General features: G+C 58.5%; 15 protein-coding genes and 9 pseudogenes. 8 read left to right on the top strand and 16 right to left on the bottom strand.

Features of this window, described 5'->3' with window-relative positions; translation table 11 throughout:
• Positions 1–10 precede the first annotated feature (10 nt).
• Positions 11–1,264, bottom strand: a complete 1,254-nt coding sequence (locus tag EOA29_RS00110; protein WP_127220016.1) for a methylaspartate ammonia-lyase — start codon at positions 1,262–1,264, stop codon at positions 11–13.
• Between the two features lie 361 nt (positions 1,265–1,625).
• On the opposite strand from EOA29_RS00110, the pseudogene EOA29_RS42120 reads away from it, so the two are divergent.
• From EOA29_RS42120 to EOA29_RS42110, 4 genes and pseudogenes are all read left to right on the top strand, one after another.
• A pseudogene (locus tag EOA29_RS42120) lies at positions 1,626–1,840 on the top strand (transposase); the annotation flags it as partial.
• A 559-nt stretch (positions 1,841–2,399) separates the two neighbouring features.
• Positions 2,400–2,681 (top strand): transposase, encoded by a 282-nt coding sequence (locus EOA29_RS42115; protein ID WP_210213096.1) that lies wholly within the window; start codon positions 2,400–2,402, stop codon positions 2,679–2,681.
• A gap of 270 nt (positions 2,682–2,951) precedes the next feature.
• Positions 2,952–4,375: pseudogene (istA, locus tag EOA29_RS00100) on the top strand (IS21 family transposase); the annotation flags it as partial.
• A pseudogene (locus tag EOA29_RS42110) lies at positions 4,373–4,465 on the top strand (formyltetrahydrofolate deformylase); the annotation flags it as partial. The pseudogenes istA and EOA29_RS42110, both read left to right, overlap by 3 nt.
• A gap of 364 nt (positions 4,466–4,829) precedes the next feature.
• Here EOA29_RS42110 and EOA29_RS00095 read toward each other — a convergent pair.
• The 7 genes from EOA29_RS00095 to EOA29_RS00065 all read right to left on the bottom strand — a co-directional run bounded on the left by EOA29_RS00095 (position 4,830) and on the right by EOA29_RS00065 (position 11,420).
• Positions 4,830–5,015: a hypothetical protein gene (locus EOA29_RS00095; RefSeq protein ID WP_029354683.1), complete on the bottom strand. Its 186-nt coding sequence runs from the start codon at positions 5,013–5,015 to the stop codon at positions 4,830–4,832.
• A 66-nt stretch (positions 5,016–5,081) separates the two neighbouring features.
• Positions 5,082–5,387 (bottom strand): hypothetical protein, encoded by a 306-nt coding sequence (locus EOA29_RS00090; protein WP_084831472.1) that lies wholly within the window; start codon positions 5,385–5,387, stop codon positions 5,082–5,084.
• A 148-nt stretch (positions 5,388–5,535) separates the two neighbouring features.
• Complete coding sequence (locus tag EOA29_RS00085) at positions 5,536–6,522, bottom strand: ABC transporter permease (protein WP_084831471.1); 987 nt, start codon at positions 6,520–6,522, stop codon at positions 5,536–5,538.
• Positions 6,515–7,522, bottom strand: coding sequence for an ABC transporter permease (locus EOA29_RS00080; RefSeq protein WP_029354679.1), 1,008 nt, complete (start codon positions 7,520–7,522; stop codon positions 6,515–6,517). The genes EOA29_RS00085 and EOA29_RS00080 overlap by 8 nt, the downstream gene beginning before the upstream one ends.
• A 94-nt stretch (positions 7,523–7,616) precedes the next feature.
• Positions 7,617–9,317 (bottom strand): peptide ABC transporter substrate-binding protein, encoded by a 1,701-nt coding sequence (locus EOA29_RS00075; protein ID WP_051695298.1) that lies wholly within the window; start codon positions 9,315–9,317, stop codon positions 7,617–7,619.
• A 134-nt stretch (positions 9,318–9,451) separates the two neighbouring features.
• On the bottom strand, positions 9,452–10,468 hold the full coding sequence (locus EOA29_RS00070; protein ID WP_127220015.1) for an oligopeptide/dipeptide ABC transporter ATP-binding protein: 1,017 nt from the start codon (positions 10,466–10,468) through the stop codon (positions 9,452–9,454).
• Entirely contained in the window at positions 10,461–11,420 is a 960-nt protein-coding gene (locus EOA29_RS00065) for an ABC transporter ATP-binding protein (RefSeq protein ID WP_348628844.1), read from the bottom strand. Before EOA29_RS00065 ends, EOA29_RS00070 begins: the two co-directional genes overlap by 8 nt.
• Before the next feature lie 967 nt (positions 11,421–12,387).
• Here EOA29_RS00065 and EOA29_RS42615 point away from each other — a divergent pair.
• The 3 genes and pseudogenes from EOA29_RS42615 to purU all read left to right on the top strand — a co-directional run.
• Positions 12,388–12,537: pseudogene (locus EOA29_RS42615) on the top strand (methylaspartate ammonia-lyase); the annotation flags it as partial.
• Positions 12,538–12,678: 141 nt separating this feature from the next.
• Positions 12,679–13,300, top strand: a pseudogene (locus EOA29_RS00055) (electron transfer flavoprotein subunit alpha/FixB family protein); the annotation flags it as partial.
• A 145-nt stretch (positions 13,301–13,445) separates the two neighbouring features.
• Positions 13,446–14,300, top strand: a complete 855-nt coding sequence (gene purU, locus EOA29_RS00050) for a formyltetrahydrofolate deformylase (protein WP_127220013.1) — start codon at positions 13,446–13,448, stop codon at positions 14,298–14,300.
• Between the two features lie 83 nt (positions 14,301–14,383).
• Here the strand turns inward: purU and EOA29_RS00045 are convergent.
• Positions 14,384–15,278 (bottom strand): annotated as a pseudogene (locus tag EOA29_RS00045) (IS5 family transposase); the annotation flags it as partial.
• A gap of 9 nt (positions 15,279–15,287) precedes the next feature.
• On the opposite strand from EOA29_RS00045, the pseudogene EOA29_RS42105 reads away from it, so the two are divergent.
• A pseudogene (locus EOA29_RS42105) lies at positions 15,288–15,401 on the top strand (IS110 family transposase); the annotation flags it as partial.
• Between the two features lie 51 nt (positions 15,402–15,452).
• On the opposite strand, the pseudogene EOA29_RS00035 reads toward EOA29_RS42105, so the two are convergent.
• The 7 genes and pseudogenes from EOA29_RS00035 to EOA29_RS00005 form a co-directional block, all read right to left on the bottom strand.
• Positions 15,453–16,873: pseudogene (locus EOA29_RS00035) on the bottom strand (aldehyde dehydrogenase family protein).
• Positions 16,874–16,934: 61 nt separating this feature from the next.
• Positions 16,935–17,399 carry an ATP-binding cassette domain-containing protein gene (locus tag EOA29_RS42610; RefSeq protein WP_240992857.1) on the bottom strand — a complete coding sequence of 155 codons (465 nt, stop codon included), beginning with the start codon at positions 17,397–17,399 and terminating at the stop codon, positions 16,935–16,937.
• A gap of 349 nt (positions 17,400–17,748) precedes the next feature.
• Complete coding sequence (locus EOA29_RS00020) at positions 17,749–18,903, bottom strand: Xaa-Pro peptidase family protein (RefSeq protein WP_127220012.1); 1,155 nt, start codon at positions 18,901–18,903, stop codon at positions 17,749–17,751.
• A 199-nt stretch (positions 18,904–19,102) separates the two neighbouring features.
• Entirely contained in the window at positions 19,103–19,864 is a 762-nt protein-coding gene (locus tag EOA29_RS00015; protein WP_166488019.1) for a class I SAM-dependent methyltransferase, read from the bottom strand.
• A gap of 302 nt (positions 19,865–20,166) precedes the next feature.
• Positions 20,167–21,126 (bottom strand): hypothetical protein, encoded by a 960-nt coding sequence (locus tag EOA29_RS00010; RefSeq protein WP_029354666.1) that lies wholly within the window; start codon positions 21,124–21,126, stop codon positions 20,167–20,169.
• A 26-nt stretch (positions 21,127–21,152) separates the two neighbouring features.
• The gene (locus EOA29_RS41030; protein WP_189478782.1) at positions 21,153–21,296 is read right to left on the bottom strand and encodes a hypothetical protein; all 144 of its coding nucleotides are present in this window, start codon (positions 21,294–21,296) and stop codon (positions 21,153–21,155) included.
• A gap of 1,224 nt (positions 21,297–22,520) precedes the next feature.
• Positions 22,521–22,652 (bottom strand): annotated as a pseudogene (locus tag EOA29_RS00005) (IS110 family transposase); the annotation flags it as partial.
• Between the last annotated feature and the right edge of the window lie 137 nt (positions 22,653–22,789).

The raw sequence follows: 22,789 nt of genomic DNA, 5'->3' as shown, positions 1-22,789 counted from the left end.
CACCGTGTTTTCATCCAACGTTTTCGTTTCGAATTCGACGACGGTTCAGCATAGCCAGCAACCGATTTTGTTCGTTCCCAACTATTGAGAAGGCCTCGTCGACACCCATTCCGGGCTTTGCGAGCATCATGTCGGCCTGAGTCGCTACAGAGACGTGGACTGAAGCCTGTGCGGAGAGATCCGTTTCGGTACAACTTCCTCCGACATACGCCCCTACCTTATTCGCCTTGCAGAGGAGAACAGCGCGCGCGGCATCGGCGATCGAGCCGACGTCTGGCGTTTTGATTTGAACCAGATGCGCGGCCTTCGCTTCGGCAAAGAGCCGAATATCCTCTAGCGTATTGCATCTCTCATCCACGACGATACGTGCGCTGGAACCCCTATTGTCCAAAATCGATACGATTTTGGCGTAGTTCTCAACTTGAGCTTGTGTCGAACCAAAATCCGCCGGGGACTCGATGTTGAGCAAGAAATCCGGGACGGTATCTGCAACCTTGCAGATAAAATCGGCAATGCTTTGCGGCTCCAGGCCGATTTCCTGGCCGATCCAGCCATACACATCGAAATGCAGCACCGGATGATATCCCGGGCGACCGATTTCGCGAGTGCGCGTTGCAACCCACTTCACGAACTCCAAGAAGGTGTGACCTTCAACGCCGAATTTTTGCAGTGAGTTGATCAGGCCGTGGGGAAGCACATCCACAGCCTTTAGAATCATTTTGTCCACGTTGATTTCGCGAGCATCCCCGCTCTGGCAGTAGATTGGGATTCTGCGCGTAGGCAGTGGCAGGTTAAATTCACTGCATACTATCTCTGCCATTGTCGCACGTTGAAGGTGGGCGGCTGCGCGTAGAAGCGCCTGGCTGATCCCGTACTCAATCGCGAGAGGTAACCGCTTGTGTCCGATGCGCTCGAAAACCTTCGCGCAGGCATCAAGGTAAAGACAAGCATCCACATCGAGAAGCCGTGGCACCACGACGCGCGACGTAAAATCCGATATTTGGTCAGCTTCAAATAAATCATCGCGCCCGCCAGCACCAGAGTACTGGACGCTCATCATGTCGCCCCAAACGACGGTGTCGTCGGCAAGGACAAGCCCGACACTAATCGAAGATGCCGGAATGCGAATCGACGTGAACGCAGGCGTTATCGGTTTGCCGACATAGATGAAGCCGTCCTGGGTCGCGCCGGACCTGATGGCAGCTTGATCGTCATAGAAGAATGCGCCGTTGCCAGGCGCAAGGAGGACGTCTTTGATCTGCACTTGCTTTGCTCGATTTCTGCCGGACTATGTGACGGGCGGATATTGTACGAACCGCTGCTCGCCAAGTATGCGCGATATGGGCTTCAGGTCGCCAATATAATCTCCCGGATGATGCCATCGCGTTTCCAGATGGCGGCGGCTGTGGGATGTGCTCGCGGACGAGATGGGCATGCTCCCTAAGGCCGGTAGCTGCGATCTTGATGACGACGGCATGCCGGAGCAGCCGGTCGCACATCCGTCTGCGACTGGATTTCGACAGCCACACTTTGTCGGGTAGGCGGGGTCGTTGCCGATCCCCGCCCCCCACAGATCCGGACGTGCAGATTTCCCGCATCCGGCTCCTAACAGGCCAGTTTCGCTCATCATCTGCGATCTGGAGCGCAACCGGGTGCTGGATCTATTGCGAGATCGAAATGCCGACACGGTCGCATCATGGCTGGAACGTCATCCTGGCATCGAGGTCATCGCGCGCGATCGTGCCGGCGTTTTTGCCGAGGGCGCCCGTCGCGGTGCTCCCGATGCAACGCAGGTCGCCGACCGCTGCATCTTCTCCAGAACCTGGGCGAAGCGTTGCGTCTGGCCGTCGGTCGCCATCGCAAGGCGGTCAGCGCCGCCGGAAAGGCCATGGCGTGCGAGATGGCCGGAAACGACGACGCCAGCCATCCCCGAAACTTGATTGCCTGCGCCGGTCGAGGCGCTACCAGCGCAGGAGCTCTATGCTCAAATCCTTCAGTTGCGGAAGGCCTGTCTGTCGCCTCGACAGATCGCGCCTCCGGATTGGCATGAACGTGAGAACTGTCGAACGCTGGCTTGCAGCGGGCGGTGAGCCCGAGCACCGGCGGCCGCCCTCGCGCTCCGTCCTCATGGATCTTTTTCGAGACTATCTCGAAAAGCGCTGGGAGGAAGGCCAGCGCAACGGGTTGCAGCTGTGGACCGAAATAAAACATCGTGGATTTGAAGGCAGCAGGGCGACCGTCTACAGGTGGACCGCCGCCCGCAAGGAGCGGTCATCGACCGCTCCACCAAATTCGCGGTGGCGGCCGCCATCGCGCCGGAATTGTGCATGGCTCCGGAGCGAAGACCCGACATCTCTCGATGAGCAGACCAAGCGGTTCCTTCACCAACTCCACGAAAATTGCGCCGGGAGCTTTCGATCGCGGGCGAACTCGCCCGCCGTTTTGCTGCAGTGATACGGGGTGACGATGATGCCGGCCTCGAGCAATGGATCGCCGATGCCACGGCCAGTGAGCTGACCTCCCTTGCAGCAGGCAGCGGCCGTGACATTGAGGCTGTCCGAGCAGCAATCACACAGCCTTGGAGTATGAGCCCGGTCGAAGGCCAGATCAACCGCCTCAAGACGATCAAGCGCCAGATGTACGGGGCGCGCTGCCTATCCACTCCTCCGGGAGCCGACTGATGGCAGCCGCTTGACTCAACCGGACAAAGGGACACCCGAAACAAGTAGTCCCTGCACCAAATATGCGGAAGAACCCAATCAGGATGAGACTCGGCGGCGGGGGTGTGACGAAAGGAGGGCGTAGCCCGACCGGAGTTACACTCCCGCCGCGGCGCAATCTTTCGGCGTCTCATAATCGCGGTTGGCCCGGTAGCGTGGGTGATTTTCTGAGACTGGAGAATCACCTTTGTGCCGGGTCGCCATGTAACGGATCATCAGCCGAGGCCTTTCATGAAGTACCGACAAAACAATTCCCAAGAGGTCTCCGTCGCCAAGGCGTCGATCAGCCGGGCGACAGCTTACCGCATCGAGAAGGAGGCGCGTCTTCCATCGCAGAGCAGGCCGCCGCGCGACCGGCGTCGCCCCGATCCTCTTGAGCATATCTTCGATGGTGAGGTTGTTCCGCTCCTCAAGGCCGCTCCCGGCCTCCGTGCGGTCGCCGTTACAATGAGATGATGCGGCGTCATCCGGAACTGTCCGAAGGCATTCGCCGCACGCTTGAGCGGCGTATCCGATCATGGCGGGCTGTTCACGGTCAGGAGCAGGAAGTGATCTTCGGTAAGACGCACGAACGCGGTCGGTTGGGACTGTCGGATTTTACCGGCATGGGCAGCCTCGGCGTGACGATCGCCGGCCAACCCCTCGACCATCTGCTCTATCATTTCCGGCTGGTCTGGTCGGGCTTCGAGCACGCCCATGTCAATCCTTGCCGGCGAAAGCTTCGTCGCTCTGGCCGAGGGCCTGCAGAACGCGCTGTGGTCGGTCGGCGGTTCGCCGCTCTACCATCGCAGCGACAGCCTGTCGGCCGCCTTCCGTACCCTCGATGCCGACGCCAAGGTCGATCTGAGGCATCGCTACGAGGAACTGTGCGGCCATTATCGCATGACGGCGACGCGCAACAACAAGGGCGTCGCGCACGAGAACGGCTCGATCGAAAGCTCCCACGGCCATCTCAAGAATGCGGTCCGCGATGCGCTGCTAATGCGCGGCACCAGGGACTTCGACGATCTCGGCTCCTACCGCGCCTTCATCGATGATGATCGTCAGCCGCCGTAATGCCGCACATGGCAAGCGCATTGACGCTGAGCGCCCGCTTCTGCAGGAACTTCCGACTTCGAAGAGGTGGTCGTCACGGTGTCGCGCACCGGCGGCTTCACCTGCGCAAGGTCTTCTACACTGTGCTTCCTGCCTGATCGGACATCGGCTTCGGGTCCGGCTGTTCGACGATCGCCTCGAGTCTTCATCGGCGGGACGCATTTGATGACGTTGCCCCGAGGACGCGGCCATGCCGACCGCCGCACAACCAGGTCGTCAATTACCGGCACGTCATTCATTCCCTACGCAAGAAGCCGATGGCACTTCGGGGCCTCGTCTATCGCGACAAGCTCTTTCCCCGGCTGGAATATCGTAGAGCCTTCGACGTTCTCATCGAGCAACTGCCCGACAAACAGGCTTGCAAGATTGCCGTCGAACTGTTGGCGCTGGCTCATGATCGTGGCTGCGAGCGTGAACTGGCTGAAGAGCTTGCCAGAACGCTAGACACCGGCGAACTGCCTGATCTGGCCGCCCTGAGAGCGCTCTTCGGCCCGGATCCGGCCCGGTTGCCGACTGTTGATGTGCAACTCGCATCGCTCAATGGCTATGAAGCCCTGATCGAAAGCCGCGTCCTTGCGCGGGCCGTCAAGCTGCATCTGGAGCGGCGGATCATGCTCAACGGAAATAAAGCAATCGTATTCTCAAATTAACCGAGACGCCGCGATTAAAACCGCATGGGAATCAGCGGCAAGAGCGGCTTGCGGTCTCGAAAGCGGTTATGGGTCCGCGTCCTACTGGCTCAGCTGTAGCCGGATTTTATGGGTGATGTAGACAAACACGATCCTGCAGACGGTACCCAGCGTCTGCGGCTGGATCGTGGTCTGGCTTTGGGCTTCTCGTCACTGCGCGTGGCATCCTTCCCAGATTAATCGCCGCCAATCGGAAGCCCGGCCGATGATCGATGCTGCTGCATGTAGGCGCATCGCATTGCGCTACGCCGGCATCGTAGTAAAAAGTCAGCAATTTACAGCAGGTCACGGGACATGCTGCTCAGCGATTTCGCGCCGTTCTCGGTTAGTCGGACAGTCTCACTGAAGATGTAGCCGTCATCCTTCTCACCTTGTTCGGCAGAAGCCCGCCCAGCATCCTATTCAGTACCGCTTCGAATTGCGCCATCGTGCCGTCCCAGCCCAAGAATTGGAGGATCGCGCAGTCATAAGCCGCCATCTCGAACCCCGCCATGTTCGAACCATCAGCCATGCAGTCGCTCTCCCTTCGGGTCGATGAAAATAGGCGAGACTATCCGGGCTTGAACCGTCTGGCTCTTCATGGGATAGGTAGCAACGATCTCAGTGCCCTCCTGCGCGGCATTTCCTTGCCGACGCTAGCACCGGTATAGATCTCGTAACCCCGTTCGCCCGAAAAGCTGAGGCGAATGATGCGCAGGGGTTTGTCCCCATATCGACCTTCAAGAAGACCCAAACGGGTAACGCCTCGTTTGGAGACGTGAAAATTGGATCTCGCACTCTTTGGACCGGCCATCGACATCGCCGCCCATCCTTCGGTGATCGAAGTTACCGAAACGCGCAGACCCGGCCAGGCGATATCGAGCAGGAATTCGAGCCGGGACATGGACTCCGCGGCCTTCGCCGGTCAAGGCACGCGCCGCGTCTGGTCCGGCGTTCTCGCGCACCAGCCGTATCTCGGCGACGTAGGCCTCGCTCACGTGGCACCGGAAGCACGTTCTTCTCGTCGTAATATTTCAGGTACCAAACGTTCGTCATCGCCGCAGCCGCGGATCAAGCGCATCTCTGAGACCGTCGCCGATATAGGCGACGCTGAGTACGGTGAGCGAAATCGCAATGCCCGGCCACAGCACTAATTGCGGGTAACCCTGAATGTATTCGATTCCGTCAAAGAGCAGCCGCCCCCAGGTCGGGAAATCCGGCGGAAAACCGAGGCCAAGAAACGACAGCAAGCTTTCCGAAATCACGGCATCTGCGATTTGGAGAGTGCTCGAGACAATGATCGGCGACATGACGTTGGGCAGCACATGACGACGGATAATCCGGCACGGCGGCGCGCCGATGCTACGCGATGCCAACACGAAGTCCCGCCGCTTGACGGCCAGAACTTCGCCGCGAACGATGCGCGCAGTTTGCATCCAACTCGTCGATCCGATAGCCGACACGATGAGGATGAAATTCCCCATCTCGAATCCGAGAATGTTCGCCACCGCGTCGCGGAACAGCATCACTGTGATCAAAAGTAGTGGTAGCACCGGCAATGACAGAAAGAGATCAGTGAGCCGCATCAGCGGGCCGTCGAGGGATTTGAAATAACCGGCAACGACACCAACACAAGTGCCGAGAAAAATAGAGATGACCATCGCCGTCAGGCCGACGGCGATCGATATGCGACCGCCTATCATCGTCCGCGCAAGTAGATCGCGCCCAAGCTGGTCGGTGCCCAACGGATGGGCCCAGCTTGGTCCCGCGTTTAAAGTCGTGAAGTCGATATAGGTGGGACTGACGCGCCAAACGAAGGGCCCGAAGACGACACCGACGACAATCAGGGAGAAGACGGCAGCCCCGGCGAGGGCGCCCTTGTGGGCCTTGAACTGGTCCCACACGTTCCACCACTGATTGCGCGGCGGCGCTGCGAGCAACACAGGGTCCACGCCGGCGATGGGATCAATAGTTCGTGTTTGCGAAACAAGCGCCTCGGCGACTTCTTTCGGTTCGTTGTCGCGAAGCAGCTCAGTCATAGCGAATCCTGGGATCGAGCAAGCCGTAGAGCAGATCGGCGATCAGGTTGAAGACGACGATTAGCACTGCGAAGATGAACGCCAATGTCTGCACTATCGGCACGTCATTGGCATATATGGCGGTGATCAGAAGCTGGCCGATTCCGTTTACCTTGAATATCTGTTCGGTCACGATGGCGCCGCCGAAAACGCTTGGCAGGCCAAGCGCGACTACGGTCACGACGGGGATCATCGAATTGCGCAACACGTGGATGAACACGACCGCAGCCTCGCCCATGCCCTTGGCGCGAGCCGTGCGGACATAGTCCTGATTGAGATTGTCGAGCATTGACGAGCGTAGATAGCGGCTGATGGAGGCGGTGGTCTGAACCGCCAGCACCATCACTGGCATCGCCATCTGCCGAAGCTGCTCCATGAAACTGCTCCAGTTGTTGACGACGAGATTGGTATTGTAGATGGTGGGAAGCCAGTCGAAATAGACGGCGAAAATTAGGATTGCCAGAACGCTCGAGAAGAAGGGCGGCACGGCAAGGCCGAGCATGGAAAAAAAAGTGCCGATCTGATCGAACACAGAATATTGTTTGTAGGCTGAGACGATACCGATCGGCAGAGCAATCAGCACCCCGACTATATAGGCGAGCCCAACGACCAACAGCGTCTGCGGAAGGCGCTCGGCGATAACACTGAAGACCGGGCCGCGCGATTGCCAGGAGATGATGCGCTGCATACCGTCCGAAAAATGGGTCCCGAACAGAACGTCCAAACCATGGAGCGGCTCGATTACCAAGAATAGCTTCAGCCAAAGGAGATACTGAACGATCAGCGGCTCGTCGATGCCAAGAGCGGCGCGCATGTTCGCGCGCACTTCAGGTGGAATGGTGGGTGGCAACTGCGATAGCGGATCGCCTGGCGCCATTTTGAGCAGCGAGAAGATCAGGAGGCTGATCAAAAACAGGGTCGGGACTGCGATAAGCAGTCGTCGGATGGCATAGTTGAGCATGCGCCGGACCTATTGCTGTCGGCTGGGACAATGATGCCCGCGGCCGGCGTGGGAACATGTATAGCCAGCGCCTTACGAGAAGGCGCAGGCAATCTCATTTTTTGCGATACCAGTCCTGAGCATTCCACAACTCGGAATCCCAGGCGTTCATGGCGGGGCCGCCCAGCGTGTTGGAGATCCCCGAGACGTTGGCGCGCCAGACCAGCGGCATGATCGCGTAACTGTCCGTTAAGATGGTGTTGAGCTTTTTTACTATTTCGCCGCGCTTCACGATGTCAGCAGTATTGGCGAGTTCTGTCACCAGCGCGTCATAGTTCGTGTCACAGTAGCGTGGGATGTTCCAGCCTTGCCACTGCGTGTCCGGCCGCGGCGCCTGGCTACAGATGTAGGTTTGGACATATGCGCCGAGATCGGTACCGCTGGCGTAGTTGGTCCACATCTGGACGTCGGCATAGAACTTCTGGTATGTGTCCGCACTGCTCGGATCGCTGCCAAACAAGACAGAAGTGTCGAGGCTCTTTAATTCAACGTCGACGCCGATCTCGTGCCACCACTGCTTGATGATCGCCTGGAACTGGTTGCGTATAGAGTTGGTTGTAGTCACGAAGGTGAGCTTCAGCATTTTCCCGTCCTTCTCCCGGATTCCATCGGGACCCGGCGTCCAGCCCGCCTCATCAAGAAGCTTCACGGCACCCGGAATATCCTGCTTCAGGCACTCCGTATTGCCGGCGGCGAAGTTTGCCGGCGCCGGAATCCAGTCACAGGTGGGCTTGCCCATCGAGCCGTAGCCGATGTCGCTCAACATCGCGCGGTCTAATGCCATCGACAGAGCCTTGCGCACGGTAAGATCGCTGAGTATCGGGTTTGGATGCTTTGCCGTCGAACGCTCGTCCGGCGGACGGCTGGGGGATGGATCCGTAAGGTTCATGAAGAGGGTTTCGACCCACGTCCCGAAGGACGAGAGCAACTTCCCCTTGCCCGCTTGCTCCATCGTGCTCAGCACGTCCGGAGCGAGTTGCAAGTTGATGGCGTAGTCATATTCGCCCGTCTGCAGCACGGCACGGGCCGCCCCGAGCGCATCGCCCCCGCCCTTGAAGTTGACCTGGGCGACAGCAGGCTTGTTCGAATCGCGGTAGTTCGGGTTGGCCTTGAACTGGACCGCATCACTCGGCTTAAAGGTAGTGACGACAAACGGTCCGGTGCCGACCGGATAGAAATTGGCTTCCGTGCAAGTCGGGGCCTTAGCGCCCAGGCAGTTGGCGAACTGTTTTGCCTGGATGATTGGAGACGACATGCTGACAAAGAGAGTATAGGGAACTGCGGTCTGCTCCTTGAAGGCTACTCTCACGGTCAGGTCGTCCAGCGCCTCGACCTTGCCGACACCCTGGAACCTACTAAGTGCTGCGCAGCCGCCCTTTGGGTCCATGCAGTACTTGGCGGTGAAGGCCACGTCCTTTGCGGTAACGGGCGTGCCATCCGACCACTTGAGACCAGGCTTTAGCGTCCAGGTGATCGACTTAAGATCCTTGGAGACGCCGCCGTTCTCGAATGTCGGGATATCCGCCGCAAGCCGCGGGAAAAGCTCGCCTTTGTCATCGTAGCCGGCTAGCGGCTCGAGCACTAGCGAGGCAGGAATGGTGTCATTGTCACTTCCCGAGAGGTAAGGATTCATTGTCGACGGCGCCTGCCAGTTCAGGATGTTGACGGCGCCGTCTGCGCCGGGTTCGGCAAATGCAGACGTGACCAATAGAGTTACTATGACCCCCGCTGTTACAAGTGGCTTCAATCTCAACATTTTGTTGTCCCTCCTCTATTTCTAACCTCGGCCTGGCTTACTCCGGCCTTGTTGCCCCGCGCCATATCCGTCCTCTTTGTGATCGCTGACGCGCTAACGCAAACCTTCCTGCAAGGGATCTCGCCTCCACTGCTTCACTCGGCCCTATGGCAAGCAGCCCAGCGGTCACCGGCCACCTTTCGCCAGGCCGGTTGCTCTGCCGCGCACCGGTCGAACGCGACCGGGCAGCGGGTGCGAAATCGGCAGCCCGAAGGCGGATTGGCCGGGCTCGGCACATCACCCGTCAGGATGGTGCGGTGGCGCGCACGTTCGACCCTCGGATCCGGCACCGGGACCGCAGAGAGCAATGCCTTCGTGTAAGGATGCATCGGGTCTTTGTAGATGAGGTCGCGTGGGCCGAGTTCCATCACCTTGCCCAGATACATAACCGCGACGTCGTCACAGAGGTGACGAACCATTGAAAGATCGTGGCTGATAAAGAGATATGTCAGCGAGAACTGCTCCTGAAGGTCCTTGAGGAGATTGACAACCTGGGCTTGGATGGAGACGTCCAAAGCGGCGATCGGCTCATCGCAAACAATGAAATCGGGATTGAGCGCGAGCGCCCTGGCGATGCCAATACGCTGGCGCTGGCCGCCAGAAAATTCGTGCGGATAGCGGTTGGCGAATCTCGGATTGAGACCGACGGAATCGAGCAACTCGCGGGTCCGCTTCTCCTTTTCCTTGCCTTTCAGGGCGCCGTGCTCGTTCAGCGGTTCTGCAATGATGGAGCCGACGGTCATGCGCGGATTGAGACACGCCTGCGGATCCTGGAAGATCATCTGCATGCGCGGGCGGATCCGGCGGAATTTGTTGTCCTCCAGATGTGTAATGTCTTCGCCATCAAACACGATGCGGCCCCCGGTAGCGTCGCAAAGACGCAAGATGGCACGCCCTGCCGTCGACTTGCCACAGCCGCTCTCGCCGACCAAGCCCAGCGTCCGGCCTCGTCTGACTTCCAGATTCACACCGTCCAAGGCTCTGATGGCGCCGGCTTGGCGCCCGAAGACACCCTGATAAGTCGGGTAGTGCACGACCAGGTCACTGACGCGGAGAAGGATATCGTCCCGCCCAGACTGTGCTTCTCTGATGAGGATACTTGGCTCAGACATCGTCGCGCGGCCTATGCTCGGTCACCTCCCACCAGCAGGCAGCTTCGTGGCCTTCTCGCACCGGCATCAACGGCGGCCTTTCGACGCGGCAACGATCGAAGACATGCGGACATCGTGGTGCGAAAGGGCAGCTCGTCGGAAAGGCGGTAAGGTGCGGCGGCTGGCCGACGACACTCTTCAATCGCTCCTGTCCCGCATGGTCGGGCCTCGGCATTGTCTCCAGAAGCGCGCGTGTATAGGGATGACGGGGATTTGTGTAGAGATCGTCGACAGGGGCACACTCGACAACGAGTCCGCCGTACATGACCATCACCCGATCGGCGATCCCGGCCATCACACCGAGGTCATGCGTGATCCAGATGATGCTCATGCCCATTTCCTGGCGGAGCTTCTTGACGAGCTCCAGGATCTGGGCCTGGATCGTCACGTCAAGCGCGGTCGTCGGCTCATCGGCGATGAGCACCTTTGGCTCGCAGGCAAGTGCAATAGCGATCATCACCCGCTGGCGCATCCCGCCGGAGAACTGGTGGGGATAGTCGTTCATCCTGTCCTGTGGCGAGGGGATGCCGACCAAGGAGAGAAGCTCGATCGCACGCTTGCGCGCCTCGCCACGGCTGAGACCGAAATGCTTGCGCAACGGCTCCATCAATTGGTAGCCGACCGTCAAGACTGGGTTGAGCGACGTCATCGGGTCCTGGAAGATGAATCCTACCTCGCCGCCGCGGACCTTACGCATTTCGCTCGGGTTGAGCGATAAAACATCCCGGTACCCGAGACGCACCCTTCCAGACACGACTTCGGCAGGCGGCGACGGCAGAAGCTTCACGAGCGACATCATCGTAACGCTCTTGCCAGAGCCGCTTTCTCCGACGACGCCAAGCATTTCGCTGGGCTGAAGTTCAAAGCTGATGCCGCTTACGGCGTGGATCGTGGTTCCGCGGGTCCTGAACACAATTCGCAGGTCCGACACCTGCAAGACCGGCAGGTCGGTCGTTCGGTGCGATGTCGGCTCGAGCAAAGCTACCCCCTCGGTTCACCGAACGCCCTCCACCTGAATCCCGGATGGCTCGGCCCGTATCGTCTCAAGCTGCGCCACGCGTGTTTCACGTCAACAGCCAACTGAATTGATCGGTAATCCTCCCCTCTTCTTTTCGATTATTGGGGGGCTTTCTTTTCGATTATGACGTGACGAGCGAACGCCATTTGCGGCTTTCGTTGAACATCATCGGCCGGGGGGGTTGCGTCAATTACAGATTCTATATTATCGCCATCTAGAAGCGAGATGGGGCAAGCGTGATTTGGACAAGCGCGATGGGGTTTGGTGGGCCTACCCGGCTTCGTTTCAAATGAAAAGCGTCCACGATCGAATGAACCTCTATGAAAATAAATAATAGAGCTGTTTACAACCATGATTTAGCATAGTTGCGCATCCTGATGCGCTGACATGATTGCGTCATGTCTTCCTGACGGGCAGTTTTGCGGACCCGAAGCTTAATGGCGGGCTCCAGAAGGTCGGAAGCTTCGTGCTTGAGATCGTCATCCGGCCTGATGGCGCTGCGGCTTTGGAGTCCTTCCAAGCCGCTGGGTAGTTGATTGTTGAGCGAACATTCGCCTCCTTTGGCCGCTGCCGGCGCATGGCTAAAGGTTGGAGTTAACGATCGTCTCCACCGCAATTTGGCTCTCATTCCTAGCATCCGACTGGTTACGAGGCGTCTCGCATGGGTTACTGCCATATTTATTCAGCCTCTCTACTTTAGAGAGCGACTGCCATCCTTAAGAGCAGGCGCCATCTGAAAACGAGATGGCACCGTACGGAACATTATATTGGCGGAATCAATGCCAAGTGGCAGATACTTGGCGGGTCAGGGATCGAACTGCAGCCGCCCGTCAACGCAATCCGAAAAATCGAGCGAAACGAAGTGCGGATCAACGGTATCCTGCTTGTGCCTGGCAGCGGCGCGTTTTTCGACCAAGCTGCTATCAGGATCGGCGCAGCGCAGCGCGGCTTCATTTATGCTGGCGAACCGATAGCGCCCGGGTTCATGTCAATTCGCGTTCCGGCGTCTTCGCCTAGATCAAGCGTCCGCTCAAGGTCAGACCGAGCAGCCTGGTCGCCGCAAGGCCAGCGTCAAGGTCAAGACGGTTGGCGGAACTTGTTGACAAGCTCAAGAACGACCGGCGTGCTCTGAGATTTGGGAAGGAACAGACAGATGGCCATTCTTCTCGTTGGCGAACACGGCAACCACACCCTTTCCGACCAGGCTGCGAAGGCGCTCACCGTCGCGCTTGAGATCGGTCCCGAAGTCGATGCGCTGGGCGCGAAAACCGCCGCCAATGCCGCCGCAAGGCTCAAGGGCGTGCGCAAGATTCTACTCGCCGACGCCGACGGCTATGACAAGCTGGTTGAGCCGGCGACCGCGGGCGGCCGCCCTCCTAGAGGTCATGCAGGTGCCCGAGATCATCGCCGTGGTTTCGCCCGACACTTTCAAACGTCCGATCTAGGTCGGCAACGCCATCTCGACCGTGCAGTCGACCGATCGGTGGAAGATCATTGCGGTACGGACGGCTGTTTTCCATTAGCCTGCCAAAGCAATTCGGCTGTCGGCGAGCATGTCTCGGCGGCAGCCGACCCCGACCTCTCCAGCTTCGTCGAACACCGGCTGGCGGAGGGCGACCGGCCGGAACTGACCTCGGCCAAGATAATCATCTCGGGCGGCCGCGCGCTGGCCGCGCGATTGACGCCGGCGCCGAATGAGTGGTGGGTGGCCAGATCGGCAGTGGCACCTGATTCCGCAGATTGCGGTCAGCGTCTCCTGCGCCATCCAGCACCTTGCCGGCATGAAGGCTTTCGAAGGTCATCTTCGCCATCAAAAGGACGAGGAGGCGCGGATCGTTCAGGTCGCCGACTTGCGGCATCGTCGGCAACCTTTTCGTTATCCTGCCGAGCTCTCCAGATCGATTTAGCCCCGAGGGTACAATGTCTCAAAGCCAGATTCTAACGTTAACCTGCGATGACCGCCCCGGCATCGTCGCGGCCGTCGCTACCGAGCTGACTGAGCTTGGCACCAACATTGCGGAGAGCAGCCAGTTCTGGGACCGCATCAGCAATCGCTTCTTCTTGCGTCTGGCCGTGGAAGGAGACAAGTCGCTTTCGACCGCGTCAATCGAGCTCGCGCTCAAGCCGGTAATTGACCGCTTCGGTTTGTGTGTTCACACCGTCGATGCGCGCCGTAGACCAAAGATCATCATCATGGTGTCGAAATTCGACCATGCGATGCTTCATCTGCTCTACCAGATCAAGGTCGGTTGGCTGAACGCGGACGTGGTGGCGATCGTCTCTAACCACGAAAACAGCCGTGGGGTCGCCGAGCGAGAGGGGGTCGCCTATCACTACTGGCCGGTGTGCAAGGACAACAAGACCGAGCAGGAACGAAAGCTGCTGGGTCTCGCACGCGAAACTGGCGCGGACCTCGTGATCCTGGCTCGATACATGCAAGTCCTGTCCGACGACTTGTCAACCCGCCTCTTCGGCAAGCTGATCAACATCCATCACTCCTTCCTGCCCTCCTTCAAGGGCGCAAAGCCTTATCATCAAGCGTACGAGCGCGGAGTGAAGCTTATCGGCGCGACCGCGCATTACGTGACGCCCGACCTCGACGAAGGTCCAATTATAGATCAGGAGACTGAGCGCGTAACGCATGCGATGAGCGCGGAGGATTTGGTCGCGACGGGCCGTGATATCGAAAGCCGCGTCCTTGCACGGGCCGTCAAGCTGCATCTGGAGCGGCGGATTTTGCTCAACGGAAATAAAACCATCGTATTCTCAAGTTAACTGACACGCCGTGATGAACAGCACACTGGCAATCAGCGGCAAAAGCGACTTGAGGTCTCGTCGTCCGTGAACAATGAGATTGGTCAGGCTTCGAGCCCCATCGGCTGACTTTGGAGGGCTGCGATGAGAAGCCACAAAAGCTGCCTGAACCAGTTGAGCAGGAGGGAGAAGTTGTAGCCGGCGGCGGCCAGGACGGCGTTGAGGGCATCGCCCTGCTGGCCGGCGAGGTAGTTGCGGCTCATCCGGTGCTCGGCCTTGATGTGGCCGATGACGGGCTCGATGGCGGAGCGCCGGCGCATCTGGCGCTTGATGGCTGGGGTGACGCGGCGTTTCTGGCCGCTGGTGAAGACCCTGAGCTTGTGGCTCTGCGGTGCGTTATGGCCGCGATAGCCGGCGTCGGCGAGGATGCGGCCGATCTCGTTGCCGATGGTCTTTTCCATGTCGGGGATGACGCTTGCGAGCGTGTGGCCGTCATAGGGATTGCCGGGCAGCGCTTTTGCATGCAGGGCGAACTGGCCGCCCTTGGAGCGCTTCAGCGTGGTGGCTACCGACACCTTCACTCCGAACTCGTAGGGCATGCGCCTTGCCCTTACCGATGCATTCCACCTCGTGCGCGTGCAGACTGCAGATTTTGCGGCCGCGCTGGCGCTGACGCTGCTCGAGAACGGTGGAGGCCTGGTAGAGCGGCCATTTGAAGAGCGCGTCCAGTTCCGTTTCGCCGGCGATCTGGCGGGAGATGTCGCGAATGGTCCGGCCGAGAGAGGTCTTGAGCCGGCGCGGCGCCTTGTTGGCCCGCTTGAACTGCTTGGCGTGCGCATAGCGCTGGTGCCTGATCAGCGCCAGCTTGCCGACCCGCACATAGGTCTGGCGCAAATCCAGCCCCGCCTGTATGGCCAGCCGCATCAGCCGTCCGCGCGCCCGGTGGATGAGCTTGGCGTCGGTCGGGAACATCACGTTCTTCGGCTGCACAGTCGTGTCTGCTCGGCCGTGGAGAAAGTGGTGATCGCGAACCCGAAGCAGGTGCGCATCATCGCCCGTGCCAAGATCAAGACGGACACCATCGACGCCGGCGTTCTTGCGCAGCTCTATGCCAGCGGCTTCGCGTCGGCTCCCCCCGGCATCGCGTGCGCCGGAAAGCTTGCCCACAAGGCGTCAGGCGCCGTAGCCGATGATACCCTTCACCTCAAGGAAATCATGGATCGCCCAGTCGGCATATTCGCGGCCATTGCCTGACTGTTTGTAGCCGCCGAAGCGCGCGAAGGTATCCCACTCCGGATAATTGATCGAGACCTGCCCGGCGCGCAGCTGTCCTGCAACTTTGCGCGCGTGGTCGATATCCCCGGACTGCACATAGGCGGCGAGGCCATAGACGGTGTCGTTGGCGATCCTCACCGCGTCGTCGTCATCGCTGTAGGAGATGACCGACAGCACCGGCCCAAAAATCTCCTCCTTTTCGATGGTCATGCCTGGTGTGACGTGGCCGAAGACGGTCGGCCTGACATAGTAGCCGCGATTGAGGTGCTCCGGCCGGCCGGGGCCGCCGGTGACCAGCGTAGCACCCTCGGCGATGCCGGCCTCGATCAGCCGCTGGATCTTGTCGAACTGGATGTTGCTGACCACCGGCCCGAGCTTGGTCTCTTCCGAGCGCGGGTCGCCGACCTTGTGAGCCTCGGCCGCCTTCTTGGCGATCGTCAGCGCCTCGTCGTGGCGGGCGGCCGGCACCAAGCATGCGCGTCGGCGCGTCGCAGGACTGGCCGCTGTTGCCAAAACAGGCGTTGACGCCCTTGCGCACGGCCGCCTCGAAGTCGGCATCGGCAAGCACGATGTTGGGCGATTTGCCGCCGAGCTCCTGCGCGACGCGCTTACCGTCTCGGCCGCCGTCTTGGCGACGATGATGCCGGCCCGGGTCGAACCGGTGAAGGAAACCATGTCGACGTCGGGATGGCCGGCCATGACCTGTCCGACATCGCGACCGGTGCCGTTGACCATGTTGTAGACCCCCTTCGGCGTGCCGGCCGCTTCCATCACTTCCGAAAAGATGACGCCGCTGATCGGCGCGATCTCAGAAGGCTTCAGCACGACGGTGCAGCCGGCGGCGATCGCCGGCGCCACCTTGCAGACAATCTGGTTGAGCGGCCAGTTCCACGGCGTGATCAGCGCGCAGACGCCGATCGGCTCCTTGACCACCATGGTGGTGCCGCGCTTCTCGCTGAACTCATAGGCCTCCAGCGCCTAGATGGCGGCTTCCATATGCGCCCTGCCGGCCCAGGCCTGCGCCTCGCGCGCCCGGGTGATTGGTGCGCCCATTTCCTGCGAGACAGCCTGCGCGATGTCCTCATAGCGCTCGTTGTAGACTTCGAGGATGCGCTTCAGCAGCTTCAGGCGCTCAGCCTTGCTGGTCTGGGAGAAGGACGGAAAGGCGGCCGTGGCCGCAGCCACCGCCTTGTCGACATCGGCTTTCGAGCCGACGGAAATCTTGTAGGCCTCTTCGGTGGAAGGATCACATCCAGCGTTGCCGGCACAACGGGTGCCACCCATTTGCCGTCGATAAAGAAGTTCAGATGATTGCTCATGGGGAACGCTCCGGTTTTTCTGGAAAATGGACGATCAGGTTAGCTGGACGGCATAGGGCAGTTAGCGCCACGGCGCAGGCTGATATGCGCCACGTCGCCGACGCTGAATTGAAACCCCCCCGCCTGGCGCGGGGTCATCGATCACCACCGGTGTCCCCTGCCCCAGTTCGGCATGCAGGCGCGGTGCGGATAGTCGTATCCTGTCCTGTGGCGAGGGTATGCCGACCAGGTTGAGCGACGTCATCAGATCCTGGAAGATGAACCCAACCTCGCCGCCACGGACCTTACGCATTTCGCTCGGGTCGAGCGACAAAAGATCCCGGCACCCGAGACGCACCCTTCCAGACACGATTTCGGCAGGCGGCGACGGCAGAAGCTTCATGAGCGACATCATCGTAACGCTCTTGCCAGAACCGCTTTCATCGACAACGCCCAGCAGCTCGCCGGGCTGGAGTTCAAAGCTGATGCCGTTAACGGCGTGGATCGTGGTGCCGCGGGTCCTGAAAACAATCCGCAGGTCCGACACCTGCAAGACCGGCGCGTGTTTATTCTGCGCGATGTCGGCTCCAGCAAAGCTACCCCCTCGGTTCACCGAACACCCTTCACCTGAATCCCGGATTGCTCGGCCCGTCTCGTCTCAAGCTCTACCGCGTGTGTCTCACGCAGAACAGGCAACTGAACTAATAGTTAATCCTCCCCTTTTCTTTCCGATTATTGGCACGTCGGCCACGAACTAGCGGCGTCGTATTGAGCGCTTCCTCCAAAAAAGCTCTCTCGTGCGAAACAAGTGTGAGACGCACAACCTACCACATCATGGCGATGTTGCATGCCGGCGCATCGAATTGGCGCTACGCTGGCATCGCAATCCTGAAAAGTCAGCAATTTACCAGCAGGTCACGGGACATATTGCTCAGTGACTTCACGCCGTTCTCGGTCACGCGGACAGTCTCACTGAAGATGTAGCCGTCATCCTTCTCAAAAATGCCGATGAGGACGTGGAAGGTCATGTTGGGTTCAATTATGGTGTCGTCGTCCGCCTGAAAGCTGACTCCGCCGTCGACCCAACCGTGGCCGATGGAGTAGCCGCTCCTGGATTCCTTACGCACGCCATAAGGTTTAAAGGCGCGCTGGAACGCTTGCGAAACTTCAGAGCACATAACTGCAGGCCGTATTGTTTCGACCTGCGCGAGGAAGCCGTCCAAGGCGGCTTGATGTAGGTGCCGCGCGCGAGCGGTTGGCTCGCCCAAAAATACCGTCCGTGACAAGGCGCAGGCATAGCGGTGTCGGAAGGCGCCAATCTCAAAATTAGTCTGACAGCCCATCTTATAGCTCGCGTCAGACCACGAAAGATGCGGCGCATTGGCGGGAGAACCAACAGGCATAGTTGGAAAGTGGCAAACTCCCCCCGGGATTTCGGGAGTGCCCTTGACCAAAGCATTCACTATGGCGGCGCCCACGTCGCATTCGCGCGCGCCAGGAGCGATCTCGAGCCGGCCGACCTGCATGGCCCTATCCACAATCTTGCCGGCCTGCTCCATGTAGGCAAGCTCAGCTGGTGACTTTACCGTCTTCAGTTTAGCAATCATTCCATCGGCATCGATGAACTTCGATGCGTCCAAGCTGTTACCGAGGGCGGCATGGTCTTTCACTCCAAACGTCTTGGCCGTCAGTTCGACCCCGATTCGGCTCGACTTAGTGCGCTCGCGGATTAGATCGCCGATCGGCTCCCATGCCGTTCGCTGGCTCGACCCAATGTACTTCTCTGGATAACTGAGAATGCGCGACTGCGGTAGGTATGAGGTGGGCGTCGCACACAAAGTGTCGATTTCGCGCAAAATCAGCCACGGATCTTCATCTTCTTGACACACGAGAGCGAGCTGCGGAACGTACTCCGAGTATCCGTCATAGCCAGTGAGGTAGTTCATATTATTCTCGTTCATGACAAGCAGCGCATCCATTCCGCGCGCCGCCATTTGCTGTCGCAGCCGAGCAGTGCGCTCGCGGTATTCCTGTTGACTAAATGCAGGCACTAGCGTTTCTCCTACCTTGGCGAATGACGGTTGCACGAGAATCAAAAGCCATACTTTCTCAAACGCTTAAAACGCGCTAAGTTTCAAAAAAACCATGATTTTGCCGAAATCCTTTAAGATGAAGCGTCCAAGAGTGATCTCACCGCTTCCCGGCCAATGGCTTTCGGACACGCAGTTCAGCTAGGCTATGCGCTTGGTATTATTTGTGTGCGACAACCACGAGGCGCGAGCTATCGGATGTAAACCCTTCACCTTCCTCCCCATAAGCTTCAACAGTCTCGAACCCCGCGCTTCGCAACATTCGAACATATTCAGAAAACCCATACTGCCTGTAAGAGAGGTGCGTTCGTCTAACGCGTCCATCGCGGACGATAATCCTCTCGAGGTTCTCGCGATCGCTTAGCACATCGTTGCTATATATATCGATTCGTAAATCGTCGTTACGCTGCGCAACGTCACAAATAGGAAACCGGTGGCTTAGGGACTCAATGCGATTGGGGTTATCGATTAGCAGACGCCCGCCCTTTCGAAGTGAAGAAGCGGCTTCACGAAGAACTCTCTCGTTATCCGCGTCATCGAAATAGCCAAAGGTCGTGTACCACAGAAAAGCCGCGTCGAATCGATCTCGCCAGGGAAGTGAGCGCATGTCGCCCAGAACATATTCGACATCTACTCCGCGTTCGGCCGCATTCGCTTCGGCTTTGTTTAGGAGGATCGCGGACCTATCCAGTCCCGTTACCCGTGCTCCCTTTTCCGCCAATCGGTTGGCAATCCGCCCATAGCCGCACCCGAGTTCAAGAACTGAGCTGCCTTGTGTAAGAGAAAGAAGGGTCCAGATTACTCCTACTTGTCGGTCACTTGTCTTTGGCGGATTTACCGCATCCCCAAAATGGACGTAATCTTCGCTGAAGTATGAATCAAGTTCAGATAAAGAAACCTTCTTGCCAATATTTTCCTTCACATCTCTCTCCTTCGAATCTGAATAACTCTTGAATCTTTTTCTGACATGTTTCGACTTTTCGCACAAATAGTAGGATAGTTAAAGGAAATATTTATAAAGGTTTTTTTATATTTTTTGAAATTTTGCGACAATTATTGAGCATCGTCGGCTGGCGTGGGATCTCTCGAGACACTGCTCCGACCTTCTCTTCCGCGGGCGCTGTACGCAACGCGTCGCCATTTCTAACTTGCAATGCACCGGTCGGAACCAGCCGAGCCGCATCAGCTGCGCGATCCCAAAATCGGTCCATGCCGCTGTGGAGGTTACGGTGCCTTTGCTGAAATATAGATTTGCGCTGCTCGGAGTGTTGTCTCAATATCTGAAAGCAAAAGCGGCATTTTCGGGACCATATGCCTATTGTTTCTATCGATGAACTTGAGAAACTCTTCGTCGTACATGGTAACATAGTTGAGTTTCTCGACTGTGGCCTTCGACAGTACCGGGATTGATGACAGATCTACTATGGTGCGCGGTTGCAATCGCAGAAGTGCATTCTGAAGAACGGCTTGGTATTCATCATTGACATCGGCGGTTGCGATCACGACGATCGACTGTGGTTCGCGTGCGTTCCCAATCTCTGCTGGGCGCGTGAGCTCGACGTCTTTGTCAGTCCAGGCGCGGAGACGTTTGCGAAGGTTCTTAGGGTTCCGCGTTACCATTACCGTGGAACGAAATCGGTCTCCCACACCACTCCTGATCAGCTCGCGACCCAGCATACCCGCCCCGATCATATAAAGGCGGTCGGGTAGCTCTCCATTCGGAAATCGATCAGCTATGATGTCTCGGACGATCTGATCGTAGTTGAACGATGCAATGAACCGCTGTCGCTCGCGCGATGCGCGACCTATATCAATTGCCAGCCGTACGATCTGGTAAATCGGAAGGTTTGGATCAAGAAGTTCGATAGCTTTCGTGAGCTGAGCGCTGATGTAATTCTCGCCGAGGATCTGAGAATGAGCGCCGGACGCAATCTCGGCGAGACGCTGGGTAATAGCGACCGCACCTTCAATTCGTTCCGACGAAAAGTCAGAAAATATCGTGTTATCGATGTTTCTTAGTGCGTGCTCCTGACCATAGATCTCAACTCGCAAGCAGGTTGTGACCAAGAGAACTCCTCTTCTCGCAAGGTCGTTCGCAATTGGTTTGATCTTCGCCGAATGCTGCGCCATTGCGAAAGGCGAGGTCATCTGGTGATCAACATAAAGGCCAAGGAACTCGCTCATCGTTTTCTCCTGACGTTGATTGAAGCTCAAGCTGCTATTGATGGCGGCACGTTCTCGAGTTCGAGCTCTTCCACCGAACCTTCCTCCTCCGCGAGATGCAGAACCGCATCCGCGCCTTCGAGAGCCGACGTGTTGTTGTTCTTTATCGATCGCGCAGTTACCCAGACCATGACGATCCGGTCGGCAGCTGCTCCTTCGCACCGAAAGGAGCAAACCTCGTGCCAATTTGGCGGATCGAGCCGAAGAAGAAATGTTCTGGCTAGTATTCATGGGCTTCCATGAAGCGTGCGGCAGGACACTAGGCCGCACCGCGCCGGGTCGCGGACCCGACGAACCCGACAGGTGGTGTCGGGGGCCCGACGTTTTTGTAGGGAGCATAGGAGTTCGTGGGGGCAGTCAATCGGCGCTGAGCTCTGTTGAGGGGACGGACGGCACCGCTCAACGATTTTCCGCGAGCTCAAGCGCGATGGTTTTCAGGATCCCCAGATCTCAGCGGCAACTATTGCGCGCCGCCAACGAGATGGCACGTGAGTGCATGGCCGCAACGCCCAGGAGCAACTCGCCCCGGCGAAGAGTGCGCTCGGCATCAGGCTCTTGCTTGTGGCATTGTCCGTGATGGCGCTCTCAAAATCGTGCCAGCTCAGGTAACCCTCGTGATGATCGATGTGCAAGACCTCCCAGTCGGTGCGGTCGCGCATGGACACGCGCAACACCGTTTGCGCCTGGCCTCGACTTGCCGGTTCGCCCGAACACATAGGCGTGGGCGTTGATCGGGTTGGTGGAAATGTGGTGAACTGTGTTGTAGACGGGCAGCTTTCAGACAATCATTCGCTCGCCGTGCGCATGTAATTTACGGTCGGGAGCATGATGCCTTCGCCGCGCAGCCGCAGGTGACTTGCCGATCCGCTCCGATGACTTTGTGTAACCGATCGCCACCGCCAGAAAGGGTTGGCTCCCGCCGCGCCTTCTGCTTCAGAGCCTCCATCGAGCGGGCCCGTAGGATCGAAAGTTCCAGTTCAAGGAGCGAGTCGACCGCGTTCCACAGAGCCGTGATGGTTCTCTCAGCCTTGGCGCGAAGGCGTTCTCGATTGATGATGTTGTCTTATCGCTTTTGGGTCGTCAAGCATCTATTGTGTTGAGACGCTACCGGGTTCATGGTTGTCTTCGCGGTCGACAAGAGCCGCCGCATGATGGAGCTTCACGGGAAGAGCCTTCAATGTGGATGACACACTTTGCTGTATCAGCGGCGCAACCCATCAACGGAATGGCTCGGCCCACGTCCCGGCAGGGACGCCTCAGGCGTTCAGAATTCTGAACGCTATCCGCGAGATTCACGGGGCAGCTCCCGAAATTCGGATCAAAGAACTCGCCTGTCTTAAGCATGGCATCCATTTCACCGCCAGTTTGCGGGCCACGGCCACGGCGGCTCGTTTGAAGCCGATCCCCTCCCGGAGCTTGAGGCCCCATCTGCGCAGGCTGCTGTCGGCCGAGCTGCGCGTTAGAATGACCACCGCCGCTTCATATAGCTGTTAATTTTAGACTTTATCTGACAGACGGTGTCCTAGGCTAGGTGTTTAGATGGGGTATTCGGCTTTGCCCCACGTCTTGAACGGGTGTTTGAGGGTGCTGCGCTTCGAGCTGATGATAAAACGTGGTCTGCGTG

The organism is Mesorhizobium sp. M1E.F.Ca.ET.063.01.1.1 (assembly GCF_003998155.1).
GTDB lineage: Bacteria > Pseudomonadota > Alphaproteobacteria > Rhizobiales > Rhizobiaceae > Mesorhizobium.
This window is presented reverse-complemented; position numbering and strand designations above follow the sequence as displayed.

Excerpts from the sequence above, each read along its gene's own strand:
- EOA29_RS00095 (WP_029354683.1), bottom strand. The coding sequence starts at position 5,015 with ATGGCTGATGGTTCGAACATGGCGGGGTTCGAGATGGCGGCTTATGAC.
- EOA29_RS00090 (WP_084831472.1), bottom strand. The coding sequence starts at position 5,387 with ATGTCCCGGCTCGAATTCCTGCTCGATATCGCCTGGCCGGGTCTGCGC.
- EOA29_RS00085 (WP_084831471.1), bottom strand. The coding sequence starts at position 6,522 with ATGACTGAGCTGCTTCGCGACAACGAACCGAAAGAAGTCGCCGAGGCG.
- EOA29_RS00080 (WP_029354679.1), bottom strand. The coding sequence starts at position 7,522 with ATGCTCAACTATGCCATCCGACGACTGCTTATCGCAGTCCCGACCCTG.
- EOA29_RS00075 (WP_051695298.1), bottom strand. The coding sequence starts at position 9,317 with ATGTTGAGATTGAAGCCACTTGTAACAGCGGGGGTCATAGTAACTCTA.
- EOA29_RS00070 (WP_127220015.1), bottom strand. The coding sequence starts at position 10,468 with ATGTCTGAGCCAAGTATCCTCATCAGAGAAGCACAGTCTGGGCGGGAC.
- purU (WP_127220013.1), top strand. The coding sequence starts at position 13,446 with ATGTCTCAAAGCCAGATTCTAACGTTAACCTGCGATGACCGCCCCGGC.
- EOA29_RS00010 (WP_029354666.1), bottom strand. The coding sequence starts at position 21,126 with ATGAGCGAGTTCCTTGGCCTTTATGTTGATCACCAGATGACCTCGCCT.
- EOA29_RS41030 (WP_189478782.1), bottom strand. The coding sequence starts at position 21,296 with ATGGTCTGGGTAACTGCGCGATCGATAAAGAACAACAACACGTCGGCT.